The 19874-nt window shown below is 59.4% G+C and carries 17 protein-coding genes; 12 read left to right on the forward strand and 5 right to left on the reverse strand.

Annotated elements, in window-relative coordinates; translation table 11 throughout:
• Nucleotides 1–59: 59 nt before the first annotated feature.
• From NI40_RS10390 to NI40_RS10400, 3 genes are read left to right on the forward strand one after another with little or no spacing between them, the layout of a single operon-like run.
• Nucleotides 60–2699 carry a YdbH family protein gene (locus NI40_RS10390; RefSeq protein ID WP_039262654.1) on the forward strand — a complete coding sequence of 880 codons (2640 nt, stop codon included), beginning with the start codon at nt 60–62 and terminating at the stop codon, nt 2697–2699.
• Nucleotides 2696–2887 carry a YnbE family lipoprotein gene (locus NI40_RS10395; RefSeq protein WP_014169918.1) on the forward strand — a complete coding sequence of 64 codons (192 nt, stop codon included), beginning with the start codon at nt 2696–2698 and terminating at the stop codon, nt 2885–2887. Before NI40_RS10390 ends, NI40_RS10395 begins: the two co-directional genes overlap by 4 nt.
• A gap of 7 nt (nt 2888–2894) precedes the next feature.
• A complete protein-coding gene (locus NI40_RS10400; protein ID WP_039262652.1) occupies nt 2895–3212 on the forward strand; it encodes a YdbL family protein in 318 nt (105 codons plus the stop codon).
• On the opposite strand, the gene feaR is transcribed toward NI40_RS10400, so the two are convergent.
• Nucleotides 3213–4121 carry a transcriptional regulator FeaR gene (gene feaR, locus NI40_RS10405; RefSeq protein WP_039262651.1) on the reverse strand — a complete coding sequence of 303 codons (909 nt, stop codon included), beginning with the start codon at nt 4119–4121 and terminating at the stop codon, nt 3213–3215.
• 241 nt (nt 4122–4362) lie between these two features.
• Between feaR and NI40_RS10410 the strand changes: the two genes are divergently transcribed.
• The gene (locus NI40_RS10410) at nt 4363–5862 is read left to right on the forward strand and encodes an aldehyde dehydrogenase family protein (protein WP_039262650.1); all 1500 of its coding nucleotides are present in this window, start codon (nt 4363–4365) and stop codon (nt 5860–5862) included.
• A 137-nt stretch (nt 5863–5999) separates the two neighbouring features.
• Here NI40_RS10410 and NI40_RS10415 read toward each other — a convergent pair whose 3' ends face one another.
• From NI40_RS10415 to tynA, 3 genes are all read right to left on the reverse strand, one after another.
• Nucleotides 6000–7106 carry a GGDEF domain-containing protein gene (locus NI40_RS10415; protein ID WP_039262649.1) on the reverse strand — a complete coding sequence of 369 codons (1107 nt, stop codon included), beginning with the start codon at nt 7104–7106 and terminating at the stop codon, nt 6000–6002.
• 72 nt (nt 7107–7178) lie between these two features.
• The gene (locus NI40_RS10420) at nt 7179–9152 is read right to left on the reverse strand and encodes an alkyl/aryl-sulfatase (protein WP_039262648.1); all 1974 of its coding nucleotides are present in this window, start codon (nt 9150–9152) and stop codon (nt 7179–7181) included.
• Between the two features lie 168 nt (nt 9153–9320).
• Nucleotides 9321–11597, reverse strand: a complete 2277-nt coding sequence (gene tynA, locus NI40_RS10425; protein WP_039262647.1) for a primary-amine oxidase — start codon at nt 11595–11597, stop codon at nt 9321–9323.
• A gap of 522 nt (nt 11598–12119) precedes the next feature.
• Between tynA and NI40_RS24100 the strand changes: the two genes are divergently transcribed.
• Nucleotides 12120–12341, forward strand: a complete 222-nt coding sequence (locus NI40_RS24100) for a hypothetical protein (protein ID WP_176686743.1) — start codon at nt 12120–12122, stop codon at nt 12339–12341.
• An 86-nt stretch (nt 12342–12427) separates the two neighbouring features.
• Here NI40_RS24100 and paaZ read toward each other — a convergent pair whose 3' ends face one another.
• Nucleotides 12428–14470, reverse strand: a complete 2043-nt coding sequence (paaZ, locus tag NI40_RS10430; protein WP_039262621.1) for a phenylacetic acid degradation bifunctional protein PaaZ — start codon at nt 14468–14470, stop codon at nt 12428–12430.
• Nucleotides 14471–14751: 281 nt separating this feature from the next.
• Here paaZ and paaA point away from each other — a divergent pair, with 281 nt between their 5' ends.
• Genes paaA through paaG form a run of 7 tightly spaced genes read left to right on the forward strand, consistent with a single transcriptional unit; the run spans nt 14752 to nt 19874 of the window.
• On the forward strand, nt 14752–15681 hold the full coding sequence (paaA, locus tag NI40_RS10435; protein WP_033145421.1) for a 1,2-phenylacetyl-CoA epoxidase subunit PaaA: 930 nt from the start codon (nt 14752–14754) through the stop codon (nt 15679–15681).
• Between the two features lie 11 nt (nt 15682–15692).
• Entirely contained in the window at nt 15693–15980 is a 288-nt protein-coding gene (gene paaB / locus NI40_RS10440) for a 1,2-phenylacetyl-CoA epoxidase subunit PaaB (protein WP_003857353.1), read from the forward strand.
• A gap of 8 nt (nt 15981–15988) precedes the next feature.
• Complete coding sequence (paaC, locus tag NI40_RS10445; RefSeq protein WP_039262619.1) at nt 15989–16735, forward strand: 1,2-phenylacetyl-CoA epoxidase subunit PaaC; 747 nt, start codon at nt 15989–15991, stop codon at nt 16733–16735.
• An 11-nt stretch (nt 16736–16746) separates the two neighbouring features.
• On the forward strand, nt 16747–17244 hold the full coding sequence (paaD, locus tag NI40_RS10450) for a 1,2-phenylacetyl-CoA epoxidase subunit PaaD (protein ID WP_039262618.1): 498 nt from the start codon (nt 16747–16749) through the stop codon (nt 17242–17244).
• A gap of 7 nt (nt 17245–17251) precedes the next feature.
• The gene (paaE, locus tag NI40_RS10455) at nt 17252–18322 is read left to right on the forward strand and encodes a 1,2-phenylacetyl-CoA epoxidase subunit PaaE (protein ID WP_039262617.1); all 1071 of its coding nucleotides are present in this window, start codon (nt 17252–17254) and stop codon (nt 18320–18322) included.
• Nucleotides 18319–19086 carry a 2,3-dehydroadipyl-CoA hydratase PaaF gene (paaF, locus tag NI40_RS10460; RefSeq protein WP_039262616.1) on the forward strand — a complete coding sequence of 256 codons (768 nt, stop codon included), beginning with the start codon at nt 18319–18321 and terminating at the stop codon, nt 19084–19086. Before paaE ends, paaF begins: the two co-directional genes overlap by 4 nt.
• Nucleotides 19086–19874 carry a 2-(1,2-epoxy-1,2-dihydrophenyl)acetyl-CoA isomerase PaaG gene (gene paaG / locus NI40_RS10465; protein WP_094935220.1) on the forward strand — a complete coding sequence of 263 codons (789 nt, stop codon included), beginning with the start codon at nt 19086–19088 and terminating at the stop codon, nt 19872–19874. The genes paaF and paaG overlap by 1 nt, the downstream gene beginning before the upstream one ends.

A 19874-nucleotide genomic window follows, 5' to 3' on the forward strand; every position in this document is an offset into this window, starting at 1 on the left:
GCGACAATGATCGGCACTGCCGGCTTAATTCTTTCGCTAAATCAGGATATTAACTGCCCATGAAGGGTAAATACAAAGCCGCTCTTGCGCTTTTACTGCTGTTCATATTGTTGCCGCTGACGCTGCTGATGACGCTCGCCCAGTGGGTACCGACGCTCGCTGGGATCTGGCTGCCCGTCGGGACGCGCATCGCTTTCGAAGAGAGTCCGAAACTTACCCGCCACGCGCTGGTGATCCCCGATCTTCGCTATCTGGTTGAAGACTGCGAAATTGTCCGCATCGATAACGTGACGCTGTCACATCCAAGCCGCTGGAAGCTGGATATCGGTGCGCTGGATCTTAACTCCGCCTGTCTGAGCAAAATTCCCCAGTCTGCACCCTCAACGGTCGCCCCCAAAACGCTGGCACAGTGGCAGGCGGTATTACCGAATACCTGGATCACGGTTCACCGTCTGACGCTGTCGCCCTGGCAGCAGTGGCAGGGCGAGCTGCATGCGTCGCTGACGCCGTCCATTCAGGAGATCGCCTATAAAGGCGAGCAGGTCAGCATTAAAGGCACGCTTCGCGGTCAGACGCTCTCGGTCAGCCAGTTCGATGTCCAGCTCCCGGACCAGCCGCAGCCGATTAAGCTGGTGGGCGAGTTTACCTTGCCGCTGGTACCGGATGGCGTGCCGGTGAAGGGCCACGCGGTCGCGACCTTTAACGTGCCACAGTTGACGTCTCTGGTCGATGCCGATCTGGACTGGGAAGACAATCAGGGACAGCTGGTAGTGATGGCGCGGGATAATCCCGATCCGCTGCTCGACCTGCCGTGGCAGATCACCGCGGAGCAGCTGAACATCAGCGACGGGCGCTGGAACTGGGATCTCTCAGGTATGCCGCTGAGCGGGCGGGTGTCCCTTCGCGCCGACAACTGGCAGCAGGGGCTCGATAAAACCACCCTGACCGGACGGCTGAATGTGCTTACCCAGGGTGACGCGGGGAAAGGCAACGCGGTACTGAACATTGGGCCCGGCAGACTCAGCATGGAAAACAGCGACATGCCCCTGCATCTGAGCGGTGAAGCGAAGCAAAACGATCTTATTCTTTACGCAAAATTGCCTGCCACGCTGACCGGCAGTCTGTATGAACCGCTGCTGGCCTTTGAGCCGGGCGCGCTGCTCCGCTCGCGCGGGCGCATCATTGACTCACTCGATATCGATGAAATCCGCTGGCCGCTGGCGGGCGTGAAGCTGACGCAGAAGGGCGTGGACGGTCGTTTACAGGCGATTCTGCGCGCCCATGAAAACCAGATGGGCGATTTTGAACTCCACCTGGACGGCCAGGCCAACGACTTTTTACCTGATAACGGCCTGTGGCAGTGGCGCTACTGGGGGAAAGGCGGTTTCACGCCGATGCATGCCCGCTGGGATGTCGCCGGGAAAGGCGAGTGGCGCGACAATCTTATTGAGCTGACGGCGCTCTCCACCGGTTTTGACAAGCTCCAGTACGGCACGATGGAGGTCAGCAAGCCGCGTCTGGTGCTGGATCAACCGGTGCGCTGGCTGCGTGACCCCGAAAAACCGGCCTTCAGCGGCGCGCTGTCTCTCAACGCCGGGCAAACCCGTTTCTCCGGCGGCAGCGTGTTGCCGCCCTCGGTCCTGACCTTCAGCGTCGACGGCACCGACCCGACCATTTTTCAGTTCAAGGGCGACCTCCATGCGGACAAAATCGGCCCGGTACAGGTGAACGGACGCTGGGACGGCGTGCGCCTTCGCGGGCAGGCCTGGTGGCCGAAACAGTCGCTCACCGTCTTCCAGCCGCTGATCCCGCCGGACTGGAAAATGACGCTGCGCGACGGGGAGCTTTACGCGCAGGTCGCCTTCTCGGCGGCGGCCGATCAGGGCTTTGAAGCGGGCGGGCACGGCGTGCTGAAATCCGGCAGCGCCTGGATGCCGGATAACCAGATTAACGGCGTCGATTTTGTGCTGCCGTTCCGCTTCAGCGAGGGAACCTGGTCTCTCGGCACGCGTGGTCCGGTCACGTTGCGCATTGGCGAAGTGGAAAACCTGGTGACCGCGCGCAACATTACCGCCGATCTACAGGGGGATTATCCCTGGACGGAGGACAATCCGCTGCTCCTCACCAACGTGAAGGTGGAAACCCTTGGCGGGAAAATCACCATGCAGCAGCTGCGGATGCCTCAGCACGATCCGGCCCTGCTGCGCGTGGACAATATCTCTTCGAGCGAGCTGATTAGCGCCGTTAATCCGAAACAGTTTGCCATGTCAGGGCCGGTGAGCGGGGCGCTGCCGTTCTGGCTGGACAATGAAAAATGGATCATTAAAGATGGCTGGCTGACCAACCCGGGGCCACTGACGCTGCGCATCGACAAAGATACGGCTGACGCCATCGTGAAAGATAATATGGTGGCGGGCGCCGCGATTAACTGGCTCCGCTATATGGAAATTTCGCGTTCGTGGACGAGAATCAATTTAGATAATCTGGGCGAATTAAACATGCAGGCGACCATCAAGGGGACCAGCCGGGTGGATGGCAAAAGCAGCTCCGTCAACCTGAACTATACCCATGATGAGAATGTCTTTACCCTCTGGCGCAGCCTGCGCTTTGGGGACAACCTGCAAACCTGGTTTGAGCAACATGCGGCGATACCTGCTCCCCGCAGTTTGACTGGCAAGGAAAGTGAGGAACAACAATGAAAAAGATGGCTGGTGTGCTCACCGTTGCCGTTGCCGCGCTACTGACCGGCTGTACGCCGCGCATTGAAGTCGCTGCGCCAAAGGAGCCGATTACCATCAATATGAATGTCAAAATCGAACATGAGATCCACATTAAGGTCGATAAAGACGTTGAAACCCTGCTGAAATCGCGCAGCGATCTGTTCTGAGGATGCCATGAAACGATTAGCTCTCATTTTACTGGCACTGGGGATGAACGTGCAGGCGGCTGCGCTGACCTTAAACGATGCCCGGGCGCAGGGGCGCGTGGGGGAAACCCTCAGCGGCTATCTTGCCCCGATTCAACAGGACGCGGAATCGCTGGCGCTGGTCAATCGTATCAATGCGGCGCGCGCGGAAAACTACCAGAAGCTGGCCGACAGCAATAATTTGCCGGTCGATGAAGTGGCTAAAATGGCAGGTCAGAAACTGGTTGCCCGCGCGCAGCCGGGCGAATACGTGAAGGGCATTAACGGAAAATGGCTCAAAAAGTAGTTAGCGGTAGCGCCTGCGGTATTCACCCGGCGAAACGCCAAAACGCTGCTTAAACGCCGTTGAAAAATGGCTATGGTCGGTGAACCCCCAGCTGTAGCCAATGCCCGCCAGCTTTTCATCATCACCGGTAGATTGCAGTGCCTGCGCGCAGAGATCCAGACGACGGTTTTTGATGTACTGCGCCACCACCAGCCCCTTCTCGGCAAACATGCGGTAAAGGCTGCGCACGGACATACCGCTCTCGGCGGCAATCCATTCCGGGCGCAGCGATTCAGACTGAATATGGTCGTCAATCAGCGCCACCACATGCTGGAACTGGCGCTCCTTGCGCGGCTGAATGATTTCACGCTGCTGGAAAGCGGGGCGCAGCAGGCAGATCATCGCCTCGAGCGCCGCTTCGCTTTCACGGTCACTCAGGTCGGCATTGCTCATGCTCTCCATCAGCAGGCGATGGCTCAGCTGTACCGTCGGCAATGTGCGGGAAAGGGCGGTCGCGCAGCTTATCTCCTGGAAGCGACACTGCTGCTCAATAATCTGACGGGGAACCAGCAGCGAAATCTGGCGGGATTTTTCCCGCCAGTTGATCGAGCAGGGACGTGACGCGTCAATCAGCGTGATATCACCGGTTCTGAGCAGCGCGCGACGGTCATCCTGCTCAATTTCCGCGCTGCCTTCGAGCTGGAACACGGTATAGAACCAGGCATCGTTACTCTGAGCGATCTCCTGACGGGAGCGGAACAGGTTAACGCCGCCTGCGGTCACGGTGCTGAGCTTCAGGCTGCGCGCATAGCAGGTCTCCAGCTCGCCGAAGAATTTCCCCCCGGTGGGCTGCGCGTTAAAACGCCCGCAAACCTGGTTAATTTGCGCCAGCCACTGCTGATACTGTTCCTGCTCGCTTGCACACGCCATCGTTTCTCTCACTGCACCGTCAACGTTTTCGCATTGTTGCATTTGTGTTGCATTTTGTCAGAGCTATGAGGCTGACTATAGGAAAGAACACTCACCGGTAACAGCGATATAAGCGGCAATTATCGCGATTTGCGGAGCCTGTCACAGGTGGCAAAGCGAATGTCACAGAGACAAAAGCGCGAACGCAAAACCCCACTTAGACTGGATGGACACCCTGCGAAGAATAACGAAGGAGTATCCTATGTCTGAATCACAGGTGGCCATTCAGCCTGCCGTACAACAATTTTTAGACCGACAGCATGGCCTGTGGATTGAAGGGCGTCAGGCCGCGTCGGACAGTGAAAAGCGGCTGAACGTCTTCAACCCGGCCACGGGCGAGGTCATTGCCTCGACTGCCGATGCCAGCGTCGACGACGTTGATCGTGCCGTCATGTCCGGCTGGCGCGCGTTTGTCGCCCGCAGCTGGGCCGGAAAACTGCCGGCGGAGCGCGAGCGGATCCTGCTTCATTTCGCCGATCTGGTCGAACAGCACAGCGAGGAGCTGGCCCAGCTTGAAACGCTGGAGCAGGGCAAATCCATCAACATTTCCCGCATGTTTGAAGTCGGCTGCACCCTGAACTGGATGCGCTATACCGCCGGGCTGACCACCAAAATTTCGGGTAAGACCCTCGACCTTTCCATCCCGCTGCCGCAGGGCGCCCGCTATCAGGCGTGGACGCGTAAGGAGCCGGTTGGCGTGGTGGCCGGGATTGTGCCCTGGAACTTCCCGCTGATGATCGGGATGTGGAAAGTGATGCCTGCGCTGGCCGCGGGCTGCTCTATTGTCATCAAGCCGTCAGAGACCACGCCGCTGACCATGCTGCGCGTGGCGGAACTGGCAAGCGAAGCGGGCATTCCGGACGGAGTGTTCAACGTGGTGACCGGGAGCGGCGCGGTGTGCGGCGCAGCGCTGACCTCGCATCCGCATATTGCAAAGGTGAGCTTTACCGGCTCAACGGCGACGGGTAAGCAAATTGCCCGCACGGCGGCGGACACGCTAACAGGGGTGACTCTGGAGCTGGGCGGGAAAAACCCGGCCATCGTACTAAAAGACGCAGACCCGGCGTGGGTGATCGAAGGCCTGATGACCGGCAGCTTCCTGAATCAGGGGCAGGTGTGCGCGGCGAGCTCGCGCATCTATATTGAAGCGCCGCTGTTTGACACGCTGGTCAGCGGGTTTGAGCAGGCGGTGAAATCCCTGAGCGTCGGGCCGGGCATGTCGCCGGAGGCGTTTATCAACCCGCTGGTGTCGCGCGCGCACTGCGACAAGGTGCAGACCTTCCTTGATGAAGCGAAGTCGCGCAACGCGGAGCTGATCGTCGGTAACCGGGGGCCGGAAGGCAAAGGCTATTACGTTTCGCCTACGCTGGTGGTGAACCCGGATGCCTCACTGCGCCTGACCCGAGAAGAGGTGTTTGGCCCGGTGGTCAACCTGGTGCGCGTCGCCGACGGGGAAGAGGCGCTCCAGCTGGCAAACGACAGCGAATATGGCCTGACGGCCAGCGTCTGGACGCAGAATATCAGCAAGGCGCTGGAGTACACCGACCGGCTGCAGGCGGGCACCGTCTGGGTGAACAGCCATACGCTGATTGACGCCAACCTGCCGTTCGGCGGCATGAAGCAGTCCGGCACCGGACGCGACTTTGGTCCGGACTGGCTGGACGGCTGGTGTGAAACCAAATCGGTGTGCGTGCGCTACTAGTAAAAGCAAAAGGCAACCTGGAGGTTGCCTTTTTAGTGTTTGTTCCCTCTCCCGTGGGAGAGGGTCAGGGTGAGGGCATCAGGCTGTACCGGGCGAATTTTGTAGGCCGGGCAAGGCGTAGCCGCCACCCGACATGTTTACAGCGACCACCGATCCCGCCCGGCCTCCTTCGCCCGATACAGCGCCGCATCGGCGCGGGCGATGATCTCGGTGCCCGCTAACCCCTCCGCCATGCTCGCAATCCCCATGCTCACGGTGACACGATCGCTAACGGTTGACGCGCTGTGCGGTATAGCTTCTGTACGCAGGCCGTCCTGAATACGTAGTGCAACCTTTTCTGCGATGTTTTCCGGACAGTTAAACAGGATCACCACAAACTCCTCGCCGCCGTAGCGTGACACCACATCGTCAGGCGTGCGCACCGACTGCTTCAGCACCCGCGCCACGCGGGTCAGGCAGTCGTCACCCGCCTGGTGCCCGTAGGTGTCGTTGTAGCGTTTGAAATAGTCGATATCCAGCATAATCACCGAGAAGGTTTTTTTCTGCTCAACCGCGTTCTCCAGCACCACTTCCATTTTCCGGCGATTGGCGGTTTTGGTTAATGGATCCTGATGCGCCAGCGCATCCAGCCTGGAGATCAGCAGCTGATTTTGCTGGTTACGTCGCCAGGCCTCGTCAAACCAGCTCAGCAGGATGAAACGCCCGCAGATCAGGATCAGCGTAAAGACGCTCCAGATAACAAAAAAATGAAGGTTGAGGCCATCGTTCCGTATCCAGCTTGCTACCGGCAGGGTGATCCAGAGCGGGAGCACAAAGGCGAGTAGCCCTTCAGGATAAAAATAGAGCGCCGTTAAGCCGGCGAGTAATAAAATGACGCACAGCGGCCAGACGTGCGGGAGCAGCAGCTGGGTGATAAACCAGAAGCAGGAGACCGACCAGATGGCGCTGCAGATAAACAATACCACGCTGATGCCGGCGATGCGCCGCCAGGCCATCAGGATCAGCGCAGCGGAGAGGATGATAATGCCGAGCATGGATGCATCAACTATTCTCGTCAGCTGCGGCGAATGGGGATACAGGGGATCGCTGGTATTAAGCAGGACGTGGCGAAGCAGAATCATCACCGCGAAGCTGATATTCACGAAGGCCAGCCACGGCAGGTTCATCGCCAGCCCGTGCATGACCATAGCATGGCGCGTTGGCCAGGTTGCCCGTTCAAGTGTCGGTTTTTTTCTTTTTTCCATTGACGCTTTTTACCCTTTCTGGCTAACACGTGAAGCAGGAAAGGGCGGACGAACCGCCCTTTGCGTGCACCGTTACGGTGTCACAATGTTAAACCAGAAATCAAACTTGTCCATATAGCTAAGCATGGCATCAAGTTTCGCGCTGTCGCCAGTAATTTTAATATTTCCGCTGTCCTGGGCCTGTTTCAGCGTCACCTCCTTGAGGATGATTTTATTCAGCGTGTCACGGTTAAGCGTCAGCGTAGCGTCCGCCTCTTTTGCTTCCGCGTTCGCCGTGTGGTTCAGCACGCCGTTTTCCAGCTCGAGTTTGTACTTCCCGCCATCGCTGCCCAGATCGATGTTAAACACCGATTTGGCGTCACCCGCTTTTTGTCCGTTGATATGGACAGCCAGATAGTCAAAGAACATCTCTGGCGTCATCGCGCGCACCGTATCCGGGCTGGCGGTATTCGGCGTTGGCCCTTTCACCACGCCGTTACGCAATTCCTGCGCGCCGGTCAGGTAGAAGTTACGCCACGGGCCGGATTCAGCCTGATAGCCAAGCTGTTCCAGCGCATCCGCTTCCAGGCTGCGCGCCGCCTGGTTGTTCGGATCGGCAAAGACCACTTTGCTCACTACCTGCGCCACCCAGCGGTAGTTACCCTGGTCGAAGTCGGTTTTCGCCTTGCTCAGGATGGCATCCGCGCCGCCCATATACTCCACGAATTTCTTCGCGCCTTCTTCAGGCGGCAGTTCATCCAGCGTCGCCGGGTTACCGTCAAACCAGCCCAGATACAGCACATAGGTGGCTTTTACGTCATGGCTCACCGAACCGTAATAGCCGCGGTTGGCCCAGGTATGCGCCAGTGAATCCGGGAGCTTGAAGTTCGCGGCGATTTCGTCGCGCGTCAGCCCTTCGTTCGCCATACGCAGCGTCTGGTCGTTGATGTAACGATAGAGATCGCGCTGGCTTTTCAGCAGTTTGACCACGTTTTCGTTGCCCCAGGTCGGCCAGTGGTGCTGCGCCATAATGATTTCAGCTTTGTCACCCCAGCGCACAATCGCCTGGTTGATGTACTTCGACCACGGCAGCGGCTCGCGGATTTTGGCCCCGCGCAGCGAGTAGGTGTTGTGCAGGGTATGGGTCACGTCCTCAGCGGATTCAATCAGTTTTTTCTCTTCGATATACCAGAGCATTTCCGATGGCGCTTCGGATCCCGGTGCGAGCATAAAATCATAGGTCAGGCCGTCGATAACCTCTTTTTGCCCGTCTTTCTCAATGATATTGGTCGGGGCAATCAGCGTCACCGTCCCGGCGGAGGTGGTCGTACCCAGGCCCGCGCCCACCTGGCCTTTGGCATCGGGCTTCAGCAGGTTGCCATACATATAGCTGGCGCGGCGGCTCATCACGTTACCCGCCATGATATTCTCCGCAACGGCCGCTTCCATAAACCCGGCTGGCGCGTAGACCTTCACTTTGCCGGATTTCACGTCGGCTTCATCCACCACGCCGCGCACGCCGCCATAGTGGTCAACGTGGCTGTGGGTATAAATAATGGCGACGACAGGCTTCTTGCCGCGATTTTTAAAATAGAGATCCATCCCGACCTTCGCCGTTTCTGCCGACACCAGCGGGTCAACCACGGTAACACCCTCTTTCCCTTCAATGATGGTCATATTTGACAGGTCAAGATTTCGGATCTGATATACGCCATCGGTCACTTCAAACAGGCCGCTGATATTAATCAGCTGAGATTGACGCCATAAGCTGGGATTAACGGAGTCCGGTGCTTTATCGCCTTCTTTAATAAATGAATATTGCTGTGGATCCCAGATGACATTACCTTGTTCCCCTTTGATAATTTCCTGAGGAATCGGTGCAATAAAGCCTTTATGGGCGTTCGTAAAATCGGTGTTGTCGGAGAAAGGAAGCTGATTAAACAGGGCGTTATTGGCTTGTTGCGTTGCAGTCGTGGCATCCTTCGGGGCGTCTGCGGCATACGCGGAACTGACGGAAATAACAAGTCCAGCCAGAGCAAGACTCCTGACGATCAAATTGAATTTCATCCTAAACCTCTCAGTGATGTATTACGTCGCTTGTGGAAAATCCGCGTCCTGGCTAAAAGTGGTTCAAGAAGTGCAATGGAAATATATGAGGTAGAAATAACTATAATCGGGGAGTGGTATTCAGCAAGTAAATGGATGAAAAACCGGGCATTGCGCCCGGTACGTTATTTATTTCTTTTCGTCTTTCTTTTTCCCGAGCGTTGGCGTCTCGTCGAAGAAGTTCCACGGTTTAAGCAGGGTATGCACCCATTCCGTCGGCATAATCGGCCACTCTTCCGCGCGGGCGACGTGGGTGGTGCCGGTGGTCATCCAGACCACATCGTCCCGATCGTTGAGCGACTCGTTATCCTTACTGTACTGCCCCAGGCCCGTGTCGTGTACGGAGCGGTTCGGGAATTTTCCTTCCGGGTAGAGCTCATCCGGGTGGTAACGGGTCACCCACAGCTGTTTGTCCATAAAGCTCAGGCGATGGTAAATCCACTCGTCCGGGGCAAATTTCGCGCCGGTCGCCACCGGGTGCGTACCGCCCGCGTAAGGGATAATCTGGTACGAGACCGGGTTGCCCATGCGGTTCTCTTTACTGGTGTTGCTCAGCAGCCGAATGGTGCCCGGGTCGAACTTCTGCGCCGCCTGCTGCTCGGTATCAATATCGTACTGATTAATCTGCATGGTGCTGGTGCGCGGTCCCCCGGCGGTATTCGGCTTCACTTCCGGATCCATCGCCACCAGCTTGTTATTGATGCCGTCCACGTCCATATCAAGACGGAAGTTGTAGATGTGCTGGTGCGTGGTGCCCACGATGTTATGGTCGATCAGCGTGCCGTATTTGGTGTCGTCTTTGGCGGTGGCGTCGTGCATGGTTTTCGCCTGAACGCCTTTCACCGCTTCGATACCCGTCGCGCCGGCATCAATGCCGATGGTGCCATTTTCATGGAACACCCAGTCGAAGATGTAATCGTAGTTGCCCACGGTACTCACCCAGCGCACCACCAGCTCGCGGCGCTCGGCGCTGACGTTCGGCTGGCCCATCTCCTGATGTTTGTATTCCGGCCCCGCGTAGCGTTCGAAAATGGCGATCGCGCGCGGGATCTCCATCGGCGCGCCGGTGTAATCCGGGATAGTTTCATTGAGCATCACGGCGTTGGACGGCACGTCTTTACCGCGCACCAGCGGTGAGGTCAGGGTGCCCATGCCGTAGTCGCCGGAGTCGAGGTAGGCTTTAAAGTACCAGCCCACGTCCGGATCGCCATAAGGAACGATCATGCCGCCGAGTGACCCCTGATACATAACCTGGCGCTTTTTGCCGTTGTCGTTATAGGTGACGGTTGAAATCATCGGGCCGACGCGGGAGTCCAGGCTCAGGTGGAAATCCCAGTTCTGCCAGTGCACCATATCCCCGGTGATGGTGTAGTTCTTGCCTTCCGGCTCGACGATCTCCAGGGGTTTCTTCACCGTTTCTACGCGGTCGCGGCCATCATAGGGACGCGGGGTCATGGGAACCGGAACAACGGCGCCTTCTTCAATCTTCTGGATCTTTTTCTGCTCAAGATCGACAACCGCGACCAGGTTTTCAATCGGGTGCGCCCAGTAGTTGCCGTCGCCCACATCCAGATAGCTCACCACCTTCAGCAGGCGATCTTCCTGCTTCAGGCCGTCTTTACCGTCGAAATAGCCGACGGTCAGCGGCGTGGTAATCACTTTTTTCGGGTCGGTGATGCCGTGTTTTTTAAGCACCTCGGCGAACTCGGTACTTTCGTTGATGATCTGCTGAACCGCGGTGAAATCATCCAGCAGCACCATGCCGTGCGCGTCTTTTACCGGTTCCCAGCGCAGAATTTTTTTATCCTTCAGGTCCACTACGCTTTCGATAACGTGCTTGCCATCAAGCATGACGATCTTCGCCTGACGCGGGGCATCCACTGCCGTACCGTTAAGCACAAAGTCCCACACTTTGGCTTTCTCAGGCTCTTCCAGGGCGATCTGGGTAAAGCGGGTATTCGGCTTAAAGTCCGCCGAGGCTTTCACAATCTCAACGGCCTGCTTAATTTCGTCCGCCGTTAGCGCGTTTAACGGGTGAGGGCGTTTTTCAACCTGGAAGGTCTGGTCAAGGCCGGACTGGAAAACATCGTTGATGAAGGTATCGGAAATAAAGGCTTTCTTGCCTTTCATCACCACCGGCACCTCAAGCCTGAGGGTTTTACCGTTGACGATGGCGGTTTTTGCGCCCGGCTTGACCTTCACAAAGGCACCGTCTTTCGCAATGGTGAACATCTGTGCGTAATCATCCCACTGAACGTCCGCGCCAAAGTCCTGCAGCGTTTTGTCCATCGGGACCATATGCGCCTCACTGCCGTGGGCGAAAACAGGGGATTGCCAGACGCAACACAGCGCAACGGCCATGGCCAGCGCCGTTCTACGGGCAGAAAAAGAAGAATTGCTTCCCATCGTAGACCTCATCTTGTTGTGTTTATACCCGTCATACTTCAAGTTGCAGGTGCGTTGGCTGCACTCACTCACCCCAGTCACGTACTTATGTACGCTCCCGGGGATTCGTTCCCTTGCCGCCTTCCTGCAACTCGAATTATTTAGGGGATATTGTGTTGTGACAGCCTTATCCTGACAGGCGCCTGAGAAAAGCGTTTGCCTGCATCTGCCAGATTATTTGTCAGCCTTGCCAGGTTAAAAAAAGAGCGGGGATAAATCACATGCCGGGCCATTTCCTCTCCCCACAAATGATGTCAGCACAGGCGACCCCCTCTCCCTTGAGGGAGAGGGCTGGGGTGAGGGGGAACATACGGCTGTGGTGGTCATTCCGTTCACTTTATGTTCCTTGCTACTCTGTAACGACATGACCGGTGAACGTGCCAGGGTGGCTCAGTCGCCACCACCCTGGCAACCCGGGCTCCCGGCGGTAAATCGCCGCTTCGCGGTCCCCTCAGCTTATTCCTTCAGGCTATCGGGTCGGGCATGAGCCTGCATCCCTGCAGGCCACGCCCTCTCGGCGCATCCCTGCGCCCTCTCGGCGCATCCCTGCGCCCTCTCGGCGCATCCCTGCGCCCTCTCGGCGCATCCCTGCGCCCTCTCGGCGCATCCCTGCGCCCTCTCGGCGCATCCCTGCGCCTCGCCCCGGCCTTACGGAAACGCTTCGGCGATTTACAGCCGGACCAGGGCATCGCTGTAAGCCATTAATTTTCCTGAAGCAACATTTATCGCTTCCGGTTAAAAAAATTACTGGGATTCCTCTCCCTTTGGGGAGAGGGTCTGGGGAAGGGAACTTAGCTGAAATCACCCTGCTGGCGCGCCACCAGCGTCAGGATGGAGTAGAGCGCCACGGCCTGCTGGTGCTGGTTGAAGATCTCAACCGCCCATTCCACCACGCCGGTCGGTTTTTCCTCGGCGGTACGCTGTTTCTTCAGCGTTTTACGTTTGCAGGTCAGACGCACCTGAATGGTATCGCCAGGCTTAACCGGCTCGATAAAGCGCAGGTTTTCCATGCCGTAGTTGGCAATAACCGGCCCGACGCCCGCATCAACAAACAGTCCCGCCGCGGCGGAGATCAGGAAGTAGCCGTGCACCACGCGCTCGCCAAAGATCGACTCCGCCGCACCGATCTTGTCCATATGGGCGTAGAAGTGGTCCCCGCTCAGGCAGGCAAAGTTCACGATGTCCGCTTCCGTGAGGGTGCGGCGCGGCGTCAGCAGGCTGTCGCCCGGCTGTAGCTCCTCAAAGTATTTGCGGAACGGATGCACGCGGTCTTCCTGCACCGCTGCGCCACGCACCCACTGTTTGCCAATGGCGGCCAGCATCGTCGGGCTGCCCTGAATCGCGGTGCGCTGCAGGTAGTGCTTCACCGCGCGCAGGCCGCCCAGCTCTTCGCCGCCGCCCGCGCGGCCCGGGCCGCCGTGCACCAGCTGAGGCAGCGGGGAGCCGTGGCCGGTAGACTCTTTTGATGATTCCTCGTTAAGGATTTGAATACGCCCGTGGGCGCGCGCCGCGCCGGCAATAAACTGGCGGGCAATTGCCGAATCGGCGGTGACCAGCGTACCGGCCAGGCTGCCGCCGCCCGCGCGGGCAAGCTGCATCGCGTGGCGCGCGTTGCGATATGGCATCAGCGTCGCAACCGGGCCGAAGGCTTCGGTTGAGTGCACCGCCGGGGTTTCATCCGGCTGCGGGCAGAACAGCAGGGTCGGCGGGAAGAACGCCCCCGCGGCCTGCAAATCCGCTTTGCCGCCCAGACGGATCTGGCAGCCTGCGGCGATCAGTTGCTCCACTTTCTCCTGCACGTCCGCGCGCTGTTCGGCGTTGACCAGCGCCCCCATCTTCACCCCTTCCTGCGCCGGGTCGCCCACCACCACTTTTTCCAGACGGGCAATCAGCGCCTGGCTCACCCCGTCAATCTGGTTTTGCGGGACGATAATCCGGCGAATGGCCGTACATTTTTGCCCGGCCTTAGCGGTCATCTCGCGGACCACTTCCCGGATGAACAGGGCAAACTCCGGCTGGTCCGGCGTAACGTCTTCCCCCAGCACGCAGCAGTTCAGGGAGTCGGCCTCCATGGTGAACGGAATCGAATTCGCCACGATATTCGGGTGCACGCGCAGGCTTTGCCCGGTGCTGGCGGAGCCGGTAAAGGTCACGACGTCCTGGCTGTCGAGCTGGTCGAGCAGATCCCCCGCGCCGCCGCAGATCAGGCTGATGGCGCCGTCCGGCACCAGCCCGCTGTCGACGATGGATTTCACCATCGCCTGCGTCACCTGCGCGGTCGCGGTAGCGGGTTTGATGATGGCGGGTATCCCGGCAAGCCAGGTCGGCGCCAGCTTTTCCAGCATCCCCCAGCAGGGGAAGTTAAAGGCGTTGATGTGAACTGCCACGCCGGATTTGGAGGTGAGGACGTGGCGCGCCGCAAAGCCGCCTTCTTTCGACAGTGGGATTAACTCGTCTTCCGGCCACAGGGTGTCATCCGGCAGCTCGCGGCTGCCCAGGCTGGCGTAAGTGAAGAGGGTGCCGATGCCGCCTTCAATATCCACCCAGCTGTCCGCCTTCGTCGCCCCGGTCTGGGCCGACAGGGCATAAAACGTCTCTTTCTCGCTCAGCAGGTGCTTTGCCACCGCCTTCAGCATGGCCGCACGTTCGATAAAGGTCATCTCGTGAAGCGCTTCCCCGCCGCGCTCAATCGCATAGCGACGGGCGGCCGCCATGTCCAGCCCTTCGCTGGTCACGCTCCACAGGGCTTCGCCACTGATGGCGTGATGAATAGTGCGCTCGCGGCCCCGGCCAGACTGCCAGGTACCGGATAAGAAGCTGGCTAACTGCTGCATCGCTTATCTCCAAATGTTACGTGATTTACTCATTAATAGTTTGATCGTGAATCATAAAAATCAAGCTGAGTTTTTAATGAATTGTTAACGTTGTGATCTGGCTGGATGAATCTCATCGCTTGGAGATGCTTTCTGAAAGGCCTGATGCAAAAGCCTTGCGAGCAGCATCACAAAACCAGGAAACAATTCTTGGGGTTATATTTAACCTATGTGTAACTTTTAAAAAAGTGATTCAACCTTACGCCTTAATTTGCAAACTAACGAATCATAAAGGTGATGACGTGACGCAAGAACAACGGTTTGAGCAGCGCATAGCGCAGGAGACGGCGATTGAGCCTCAGGACTGGATGCCTGACGCCTACCGTAAGACGTTGATCCGCCAGATTGGTCAGCATGCGCACTCCGAAATTGTCGGCATGCTGCCGGAAGGGAACTGGATCGCCCGCGCGCCGACGCTGCGCCGAAAAGCGATCCTGCTGGCGAAAGTGCAGGACGAAGCCGGGCACGGACTCTATCTCTACAGCGCGGCGGAAACGCTGGGCTGCGCGCGGGAAGACATCTACCAGAAAATGCTCGACGGCAGGATGAAATACTCCTCCATCTTCAACTATCCGACCCTGAGCTGGGCCGATATCGGCGTGATCGGCTGGCTGGTGGACGGCGCCGCTATCGTCAATCAGGTGGCGCTGTGCCGGACCTCCTACGGTCCTTATGCCCGCGCGATGGTGAAAATCTGTAAAGAAGAGAGCTTCCACCAGCGCCAGGGCTTTGAGGCCTGCATGGCGCTGGCGCAGGGCAGCGAGGCCCAGCGTCAGATGCTGCAGGACGCCATCAACCGCTTCTGGTGGCCAGCGCTGATGATGTTCGGGCCAAACGACGACAACTCGCCGAACAGCGCCCGCAGCCTGGCGTGGAAAATCAAACGCTTCGGCAATGACGAACTTCGCCAGCGCTTTGTCGACAACACGGTGCCGCAGGTGGAGATGCTGGGCATGACGGTGCCGGATCCCGACCTGCGTCTGGATGAAGAGAGCGGTCATTACCGCTTCGGCGAGATCGACTGGCAGGAGTTTGACGAGGTCATTAGCGGGCGCGGCATCTGCAACCACGAGCGCCTGGCCGCCAAACGTAAAGCCTGGGAAGAGGGGGCGTGGGTGCGCGAAGCCGCACTGGCGCACGCGGAAAAACAACACGCCCGCAAAGTGGCTTAAGAGGAATCACGATGAGCAACGTCTACTGGCCGCTGTACGAAGTGTTCGTACGCAGCAAACAAGGGTTATCCCACCGTCACGTGGGCAGTCTGCATGCCGCCGACGATCGCATGGCGCTGGAAAATGCGCGTGATGCCTACACCCGCCGCAGCGAAGGGTGTTCTATCTGGGTGGTTAAGGCGAGCGAGATTGTCGCCTCCCAGCCGGAAGAGAGCGGTGAGTTCTTCGACCCGGCGGAAAGCAAGGTTTACCGCCATCCGACGTTCTACACCATCCCCGACGGCATCGAGCATATGTGAGGCAAAGAATGAATTCAGTGACTGCCTATGCCCTGCGTCTGGGCGACAACGGTCTGGTGCTTTCCCAGCGTCTCGGCGCCTGGTGCGGCCACGCGCCGGAGCTGGAAATTGATCTCGCGCTCGCCAATATCGGTCTCGACCTGCTGGGGCAGGCGCGCAATTTCCTGACCTATGCCGCGGAGCGGGAAGGCCAGGGCGATGAAGACACGCTGGCGTTTGGCCGCGACGAGCGCCAGTTCCGCAACGTTCTGCTGGTGGAGCAGCCGAACGGCAGCTTCGCCGACACCATTGCCCGCCAGTACCTGATGGATGCCTGGAACGTGGCGCTGTACGAACGGCTGACCCGGAGCAGCGACGGCCAGCTTGCGGCCATCGCCGCCAAAGCGATTAAAGAGGCGCGCTACCACCTGCGCTTCAGCCGCGGCTGGCTGGTGCGTCTGGGCGACGGGACCGAAACGTCCGCGCAAAAAATGCAGCAGGCTATCGACAGTCTGTGGCGTTTTACGGCGGAGCTGTTTGAAGCCGATGACGTCGAGCTGGCCCTGATTGACTCCGGTGTGGCGGTTGACCCGCGCGTCCTGCGCCAGCCGTGGGAAAGCGAAGTCTTTGCCGGTCTCAATGAGGCCTGCCTGCAGGTTCCCGCAGAGGTGGCGTACCGCACCGGGGGCAAGAGGGGGCTGCATTCCGAACATCTGGGCCCGATGCTGGCGGAAATGCAGTACCTCCAGCGCGCGTATCCCGGTCAGCAGTGGTAAAGGAGAACGCTATGCAACGCCTCGTCGACATTGCGCCTGCGCAAATTCCGCAGATCTGGGCGCTATTAAGCCAGATCCCCGATCCGGAAGTGCCGGTATTAACCATCACCGATTTAGGCATGGTGCGCAGCGTGAAGGCGCAGGGGGAAGGCTGGGTCATTGGCTTCACGCCCACCTACTCGGGCTGCCCGGCAACGGAGCACCTGCTGGGGGCGATCCGCGACGCGATGACCGCGAACGGCTTTACCCCGGTACACATTGTGCTCCAGCTTGAGCCCGCCTGGACCACCGACTGGATGACCGCCGACGCGCGCGAGCGTCTGCGGGCGTACGGCATCAGCCCGCCCGTGGGGCATAGCTGCCACGCGCACGCGCCTGTGGAGGTGACCTGCCCGCGCTGCGCCAGCACCGACACCTCGCTTATCAGTGAATTTGGCTCGACGGCCTGCAAAGCGCTCTACCGCTGCAACACCTGCCGCGAGCCCTTCGACTATTTCAAATGCATTTGAGGCTGCCATGACAACGTTTCATTCATTAACAGTGGCAAAAGTGGAACCCGAAACCCGCGACGCGGTGACCATCACGTTCGCGGTGCCGCAGGCGTTGCAGGACGCCTACCGCTTCCGCCCCGGCCAGCACCTGACGTTAAAAACGAAGCTTGGCGGGGACGAGCTGCGCCGCTGCTACTCTATCTGCCGGAGTACCGCCCCGGGCGAAATCAGCGTGGCGGTCAAAGCCATCGACGGCGGGCGCTTTTCCCGCTATGCCCGGGATGAGATCAAAGCGGGTATGGCGCTGGAGGTGATGGTGCCTCAGGGGCAGTTTGGCTACCAGCCGCGGGCTGAACGCGAAGGCCACTACCTGGCAATTGCGGCAGGCTCCGGGATCACCCCGATGCTGGCGATTATCTCCGCGACGCTTGCGACCGAACCCAACAGCCACTTCACCCTGATCTACGGCAACCGCAGCAGCCAGAGCATGATGTTCCGCCAGGCGCTGGCGGACCTGAAGGACAAGTACACGCAGCGGCTGCAGCTGGTCTCCATCTTCAGCCAGGAGCGGCTGGACAGCGATCTGCTTTATGGCCGCATCGACGGGGAAAAGCTGCAGGCGCTGGCGAAAACCCTGATTAACTTCCGCCAGTACGACGAGGCGTTTATCTGCGGCCCGTCGGCGATGATGGACGACGCCGAAGCGACGCTGAAGGCGCTGGGGATGCCGGACAAATCCATTCACCTTGAGCGCTTTAACACCCCGGGAACCACCGCTAAACGCGCGGTGCACGTCCAGGCGGAAGGACAGAAAGTGACCGTGCGCCAGGACGGGCGCGACCGCGAAATCACCCTGACGGCGGACGATGAAAGCATCCTGGATGCCGCCCTGCGTCAGGGGGCGGATCTCCCGTATGCCTGCAAGGGCGGCGTGTGCGCCACCTGTAAATGCAAAGTGCTGCGTGGGAAGGTGGACATGGCGACCAATTACAGCCTGGAGCCGGACGAGCTGGCCGCCGGATACGTGCTGAGCTGCCAGTCGCTGCCGTTAACCGCCGACGTGATTGTCGACTTCGACGCGAAGGGGATGGCATGAGCGAACTGATTGTTACCCGTCATGGCCGCGTGCTGCAGCTGACGCTAAACCGTCCGGCGGCGCGCAACGCCCTCAATAACGCGCTGTTAACCCAGATTGCCGAGCAGCTTGAGGACGCCGCAGCAGATGCCGACATCGCCGTCTGCGTGATTTACGGCAGCGAGCGCTGCTTTGCCGCCGGGGCCGATCTCAACGAAATGGCGGAGAAAGACCTGCCCGCCACGCTGAACGATATCCGCCCGCAGCTGTGGGCGCGGATTAACGCTTTTCCTAAACCGCTGATCGCTGCCGTGAACGGCTTCGCGCTGGGCGCAGGCTGCGAGCTGGCGCTGCTGTGCGACGCGATCGTTGCTGGCGATAACGCCCGTTTCGGCCTGCCGGAAATTACGCTGGGCATTATGCCCGGCGCGGGCGGCACCCAGCGTCTTATCCGCAGCGTTGGTAAATCGCTCGCCAGCAAAATGGTGCTGACCGGAGAGAGTATCTCCGCGCAGCAGGCGCTGAGCGCCGGGCTGGTGAGCGACGTCTTCCCACCAGCGCTGACGCTGGAGTATGCCCTGAAGCAGGCGGCGCTGATGGCGCGCCACTCTCCGCTGGCGCTGCAGGCGGCGAAACAGGCGCTGCGCCAGTCTCAGGAGGTGCCGCTCCAGGCCGGTCTGGCCCAGGAGCGCCAGCTGTTTACGCTGCTTTCTGCCACCGAAGACCGCCGGGAAGGCATCGACGCCTTCTTACAAAAACGCACCCCCGACTTTAAAGGACGCTAATTGTGGAATTTATTCTCAGTCATGTTGAGCAGGGCGTAATGACCATTACGCTGAACCGTCCGGAGCGTCTGAACAGCTTTAACGACGTGATGCACCAGCAGCTTGCCGAGTGCCTGAAACAGGCCGAGCGTGATGACACCGTTCGCTGCCTGCTGATCACCGGGGCGGGACGCGGCTTTTGCGCGGGTCAGGATCTGAACGACCGCAACGTCGACCCCAACGGCCCGGCGCCGGATTTGGGGATGTCCGTTGAAACCTTCTATAACCCGCTGGTGCGCCGCCTGGCAAAGCTGCCGAAACCGGTCATCTGCGCGGTTAACGGCGTGGCCGCGGGGGCGGGTGCGACGCTGGCATTAGGCTGCGACATGGTCATTGCCGCGCGTTCCGCCAACTTCGTGATGGCCTTCAGCAAGCTCGGCCTGGTGCCGGACTGCGGCGGCACCTGGCTGCTGCCGCGCGTGGCCGGACGCGCCCGCGCTATGGGGCTGGCGCTGCTCGGCGACAAGCTCAGCGCCGAACAGGCGCAGGCTTGGGGGATGATCTGGCAGGTGGTGGATGACGAACAGCTCTCCGCTACGGCGCAGCAGATGGCGCTGCACTTTGCGTCTCAACCGACCTTCGGGCTGGGGCTGATCAAGCAGGCGATCAATGCCGCGGAAACCAACACCCTGGACGCCCAGCTCGATCTGGAGCGCGACTACCAGCGCCTGGCCGGGCGCAGCGACGACTACCGCGAGGGCGTCAGCGCCTTCCTGGCGAAGCGCGCGCCGAACTTTACGGGGAAATAA

Source organism: Enterobacter sp. E20 (genome assembly GCF_000801755.2).
Classification (GTDB): Bacteria; Pseudomonadota; Gammaproteobacteria; order Enterobacterales; family Enterobacteriaceae; genus Enterobacter; species Enterobacter asburiae_B.

Excerpts from the sequence above, each read along its gene's own strand:
- NI40_RS24100 (WP_176686743.1), top strand. The coding sequence starts at position 12,120 with ATGAGCCTGCATCCCTGCAGGCCACGCCCTCTCGGCGCATCCCTGCGC.
- feaR (WP_039262651.1), bottom strand. The coding sequence starts at position 4,121 with ATGGCGTGTGCAAGCGAGCAGGAACAGTATCAGCAGTGGCTGGCGCAA.
- paaD (WP_039262618.1), top strand. The coding sequence starts at position 16,747 with ATGCAACGCCTCGTCGACATTGCGCCTGCGCAAATTCCGCAGATCTGG.
- paaZ (WP_039262621.1), bottom strand. The coding sequence starts at position 14,470 with ATGCAGCAGTTAGCCAGCTTCTTATCCGGTACCTGGCAGTCTGGCCGG.
- paaF (WP_039262616.1), top strand. The coding sequence starts at position 18,319 with ATGAGCGAACTGATTGTTACCCGTCATGGCCGCGTGCTGCAGCTGACG.
- tynA (WP_039262647.1), bottom strand. The coding sequence starts at position 11,597 with ATGGGAAGCAATTCTTCTTTTTCTGCCCGTAGAACGGCGCTGGCCATG.
- NI40_RS10415 (WP_039262649.1), bottom strand. The coding sequence starts at position 7,106 with ATGGAAAAAAGAAAAAAACCGACACTTGAACGGGCAACCTGGCCAACG.
- NI40_RS10390 (WP_039262654.1), top strand. The coding sequence starts at position 60 with ATGAAGGGTAAATACAAAGCCGCTCTTGCGCTTTTACTGCTGTTCATA.
- NI40_RS10410 (WP_039262650.1), top strand. The coding sequence starts at position 4,363 with ATGTCTGAATCACAGGTGGCCATTCAGCCTGCCGTACAACAATTTTTA.
- paaB (WP_003857353.1), top strand. The coding sequence starts at position 15,693 with ATGAGCAACGTCTACTGGCCGCTGTACGAAGTGTTCGTACGCAGCAAA.
- NI40_RS10400 (WP_039262652.1), top strand. The coding sequence starts at position 2,895 with ATGAAACGATTAGCTCTCATTTTACTGGCACTGGGGATGAACGTGCAG.
- paaE (WP_039262617.1), top strand. The coding sequence starts at position 17,252 with ATGACAACGTTTCATTCATTAACAGTGGCAAAAGTGGAACCCGAAACC.
- paaC (WP_039262619.1), top strand. The coding sequence starts at position 15,989 with ATGAATTCAGTGACTGCCTATGCCCTGCGTCTGGGCGACAACGGTCTG.
- NI40_RS10395 (WP_014169918.1), top strand. The coding sequence starts at position 2,696 with ATGAAAAAGATGGCTGGTGTGCTCACCGTTGCCGTTGCCGCGCTACTG.
- NI40_RS10420 (WP_039262648.1), bottom strand. The coding sequence starts at position 9,152 with ATGAAATTCAATTTGATCGTCAGGAGTCTTGCTCTGGCTGGACTTGTT.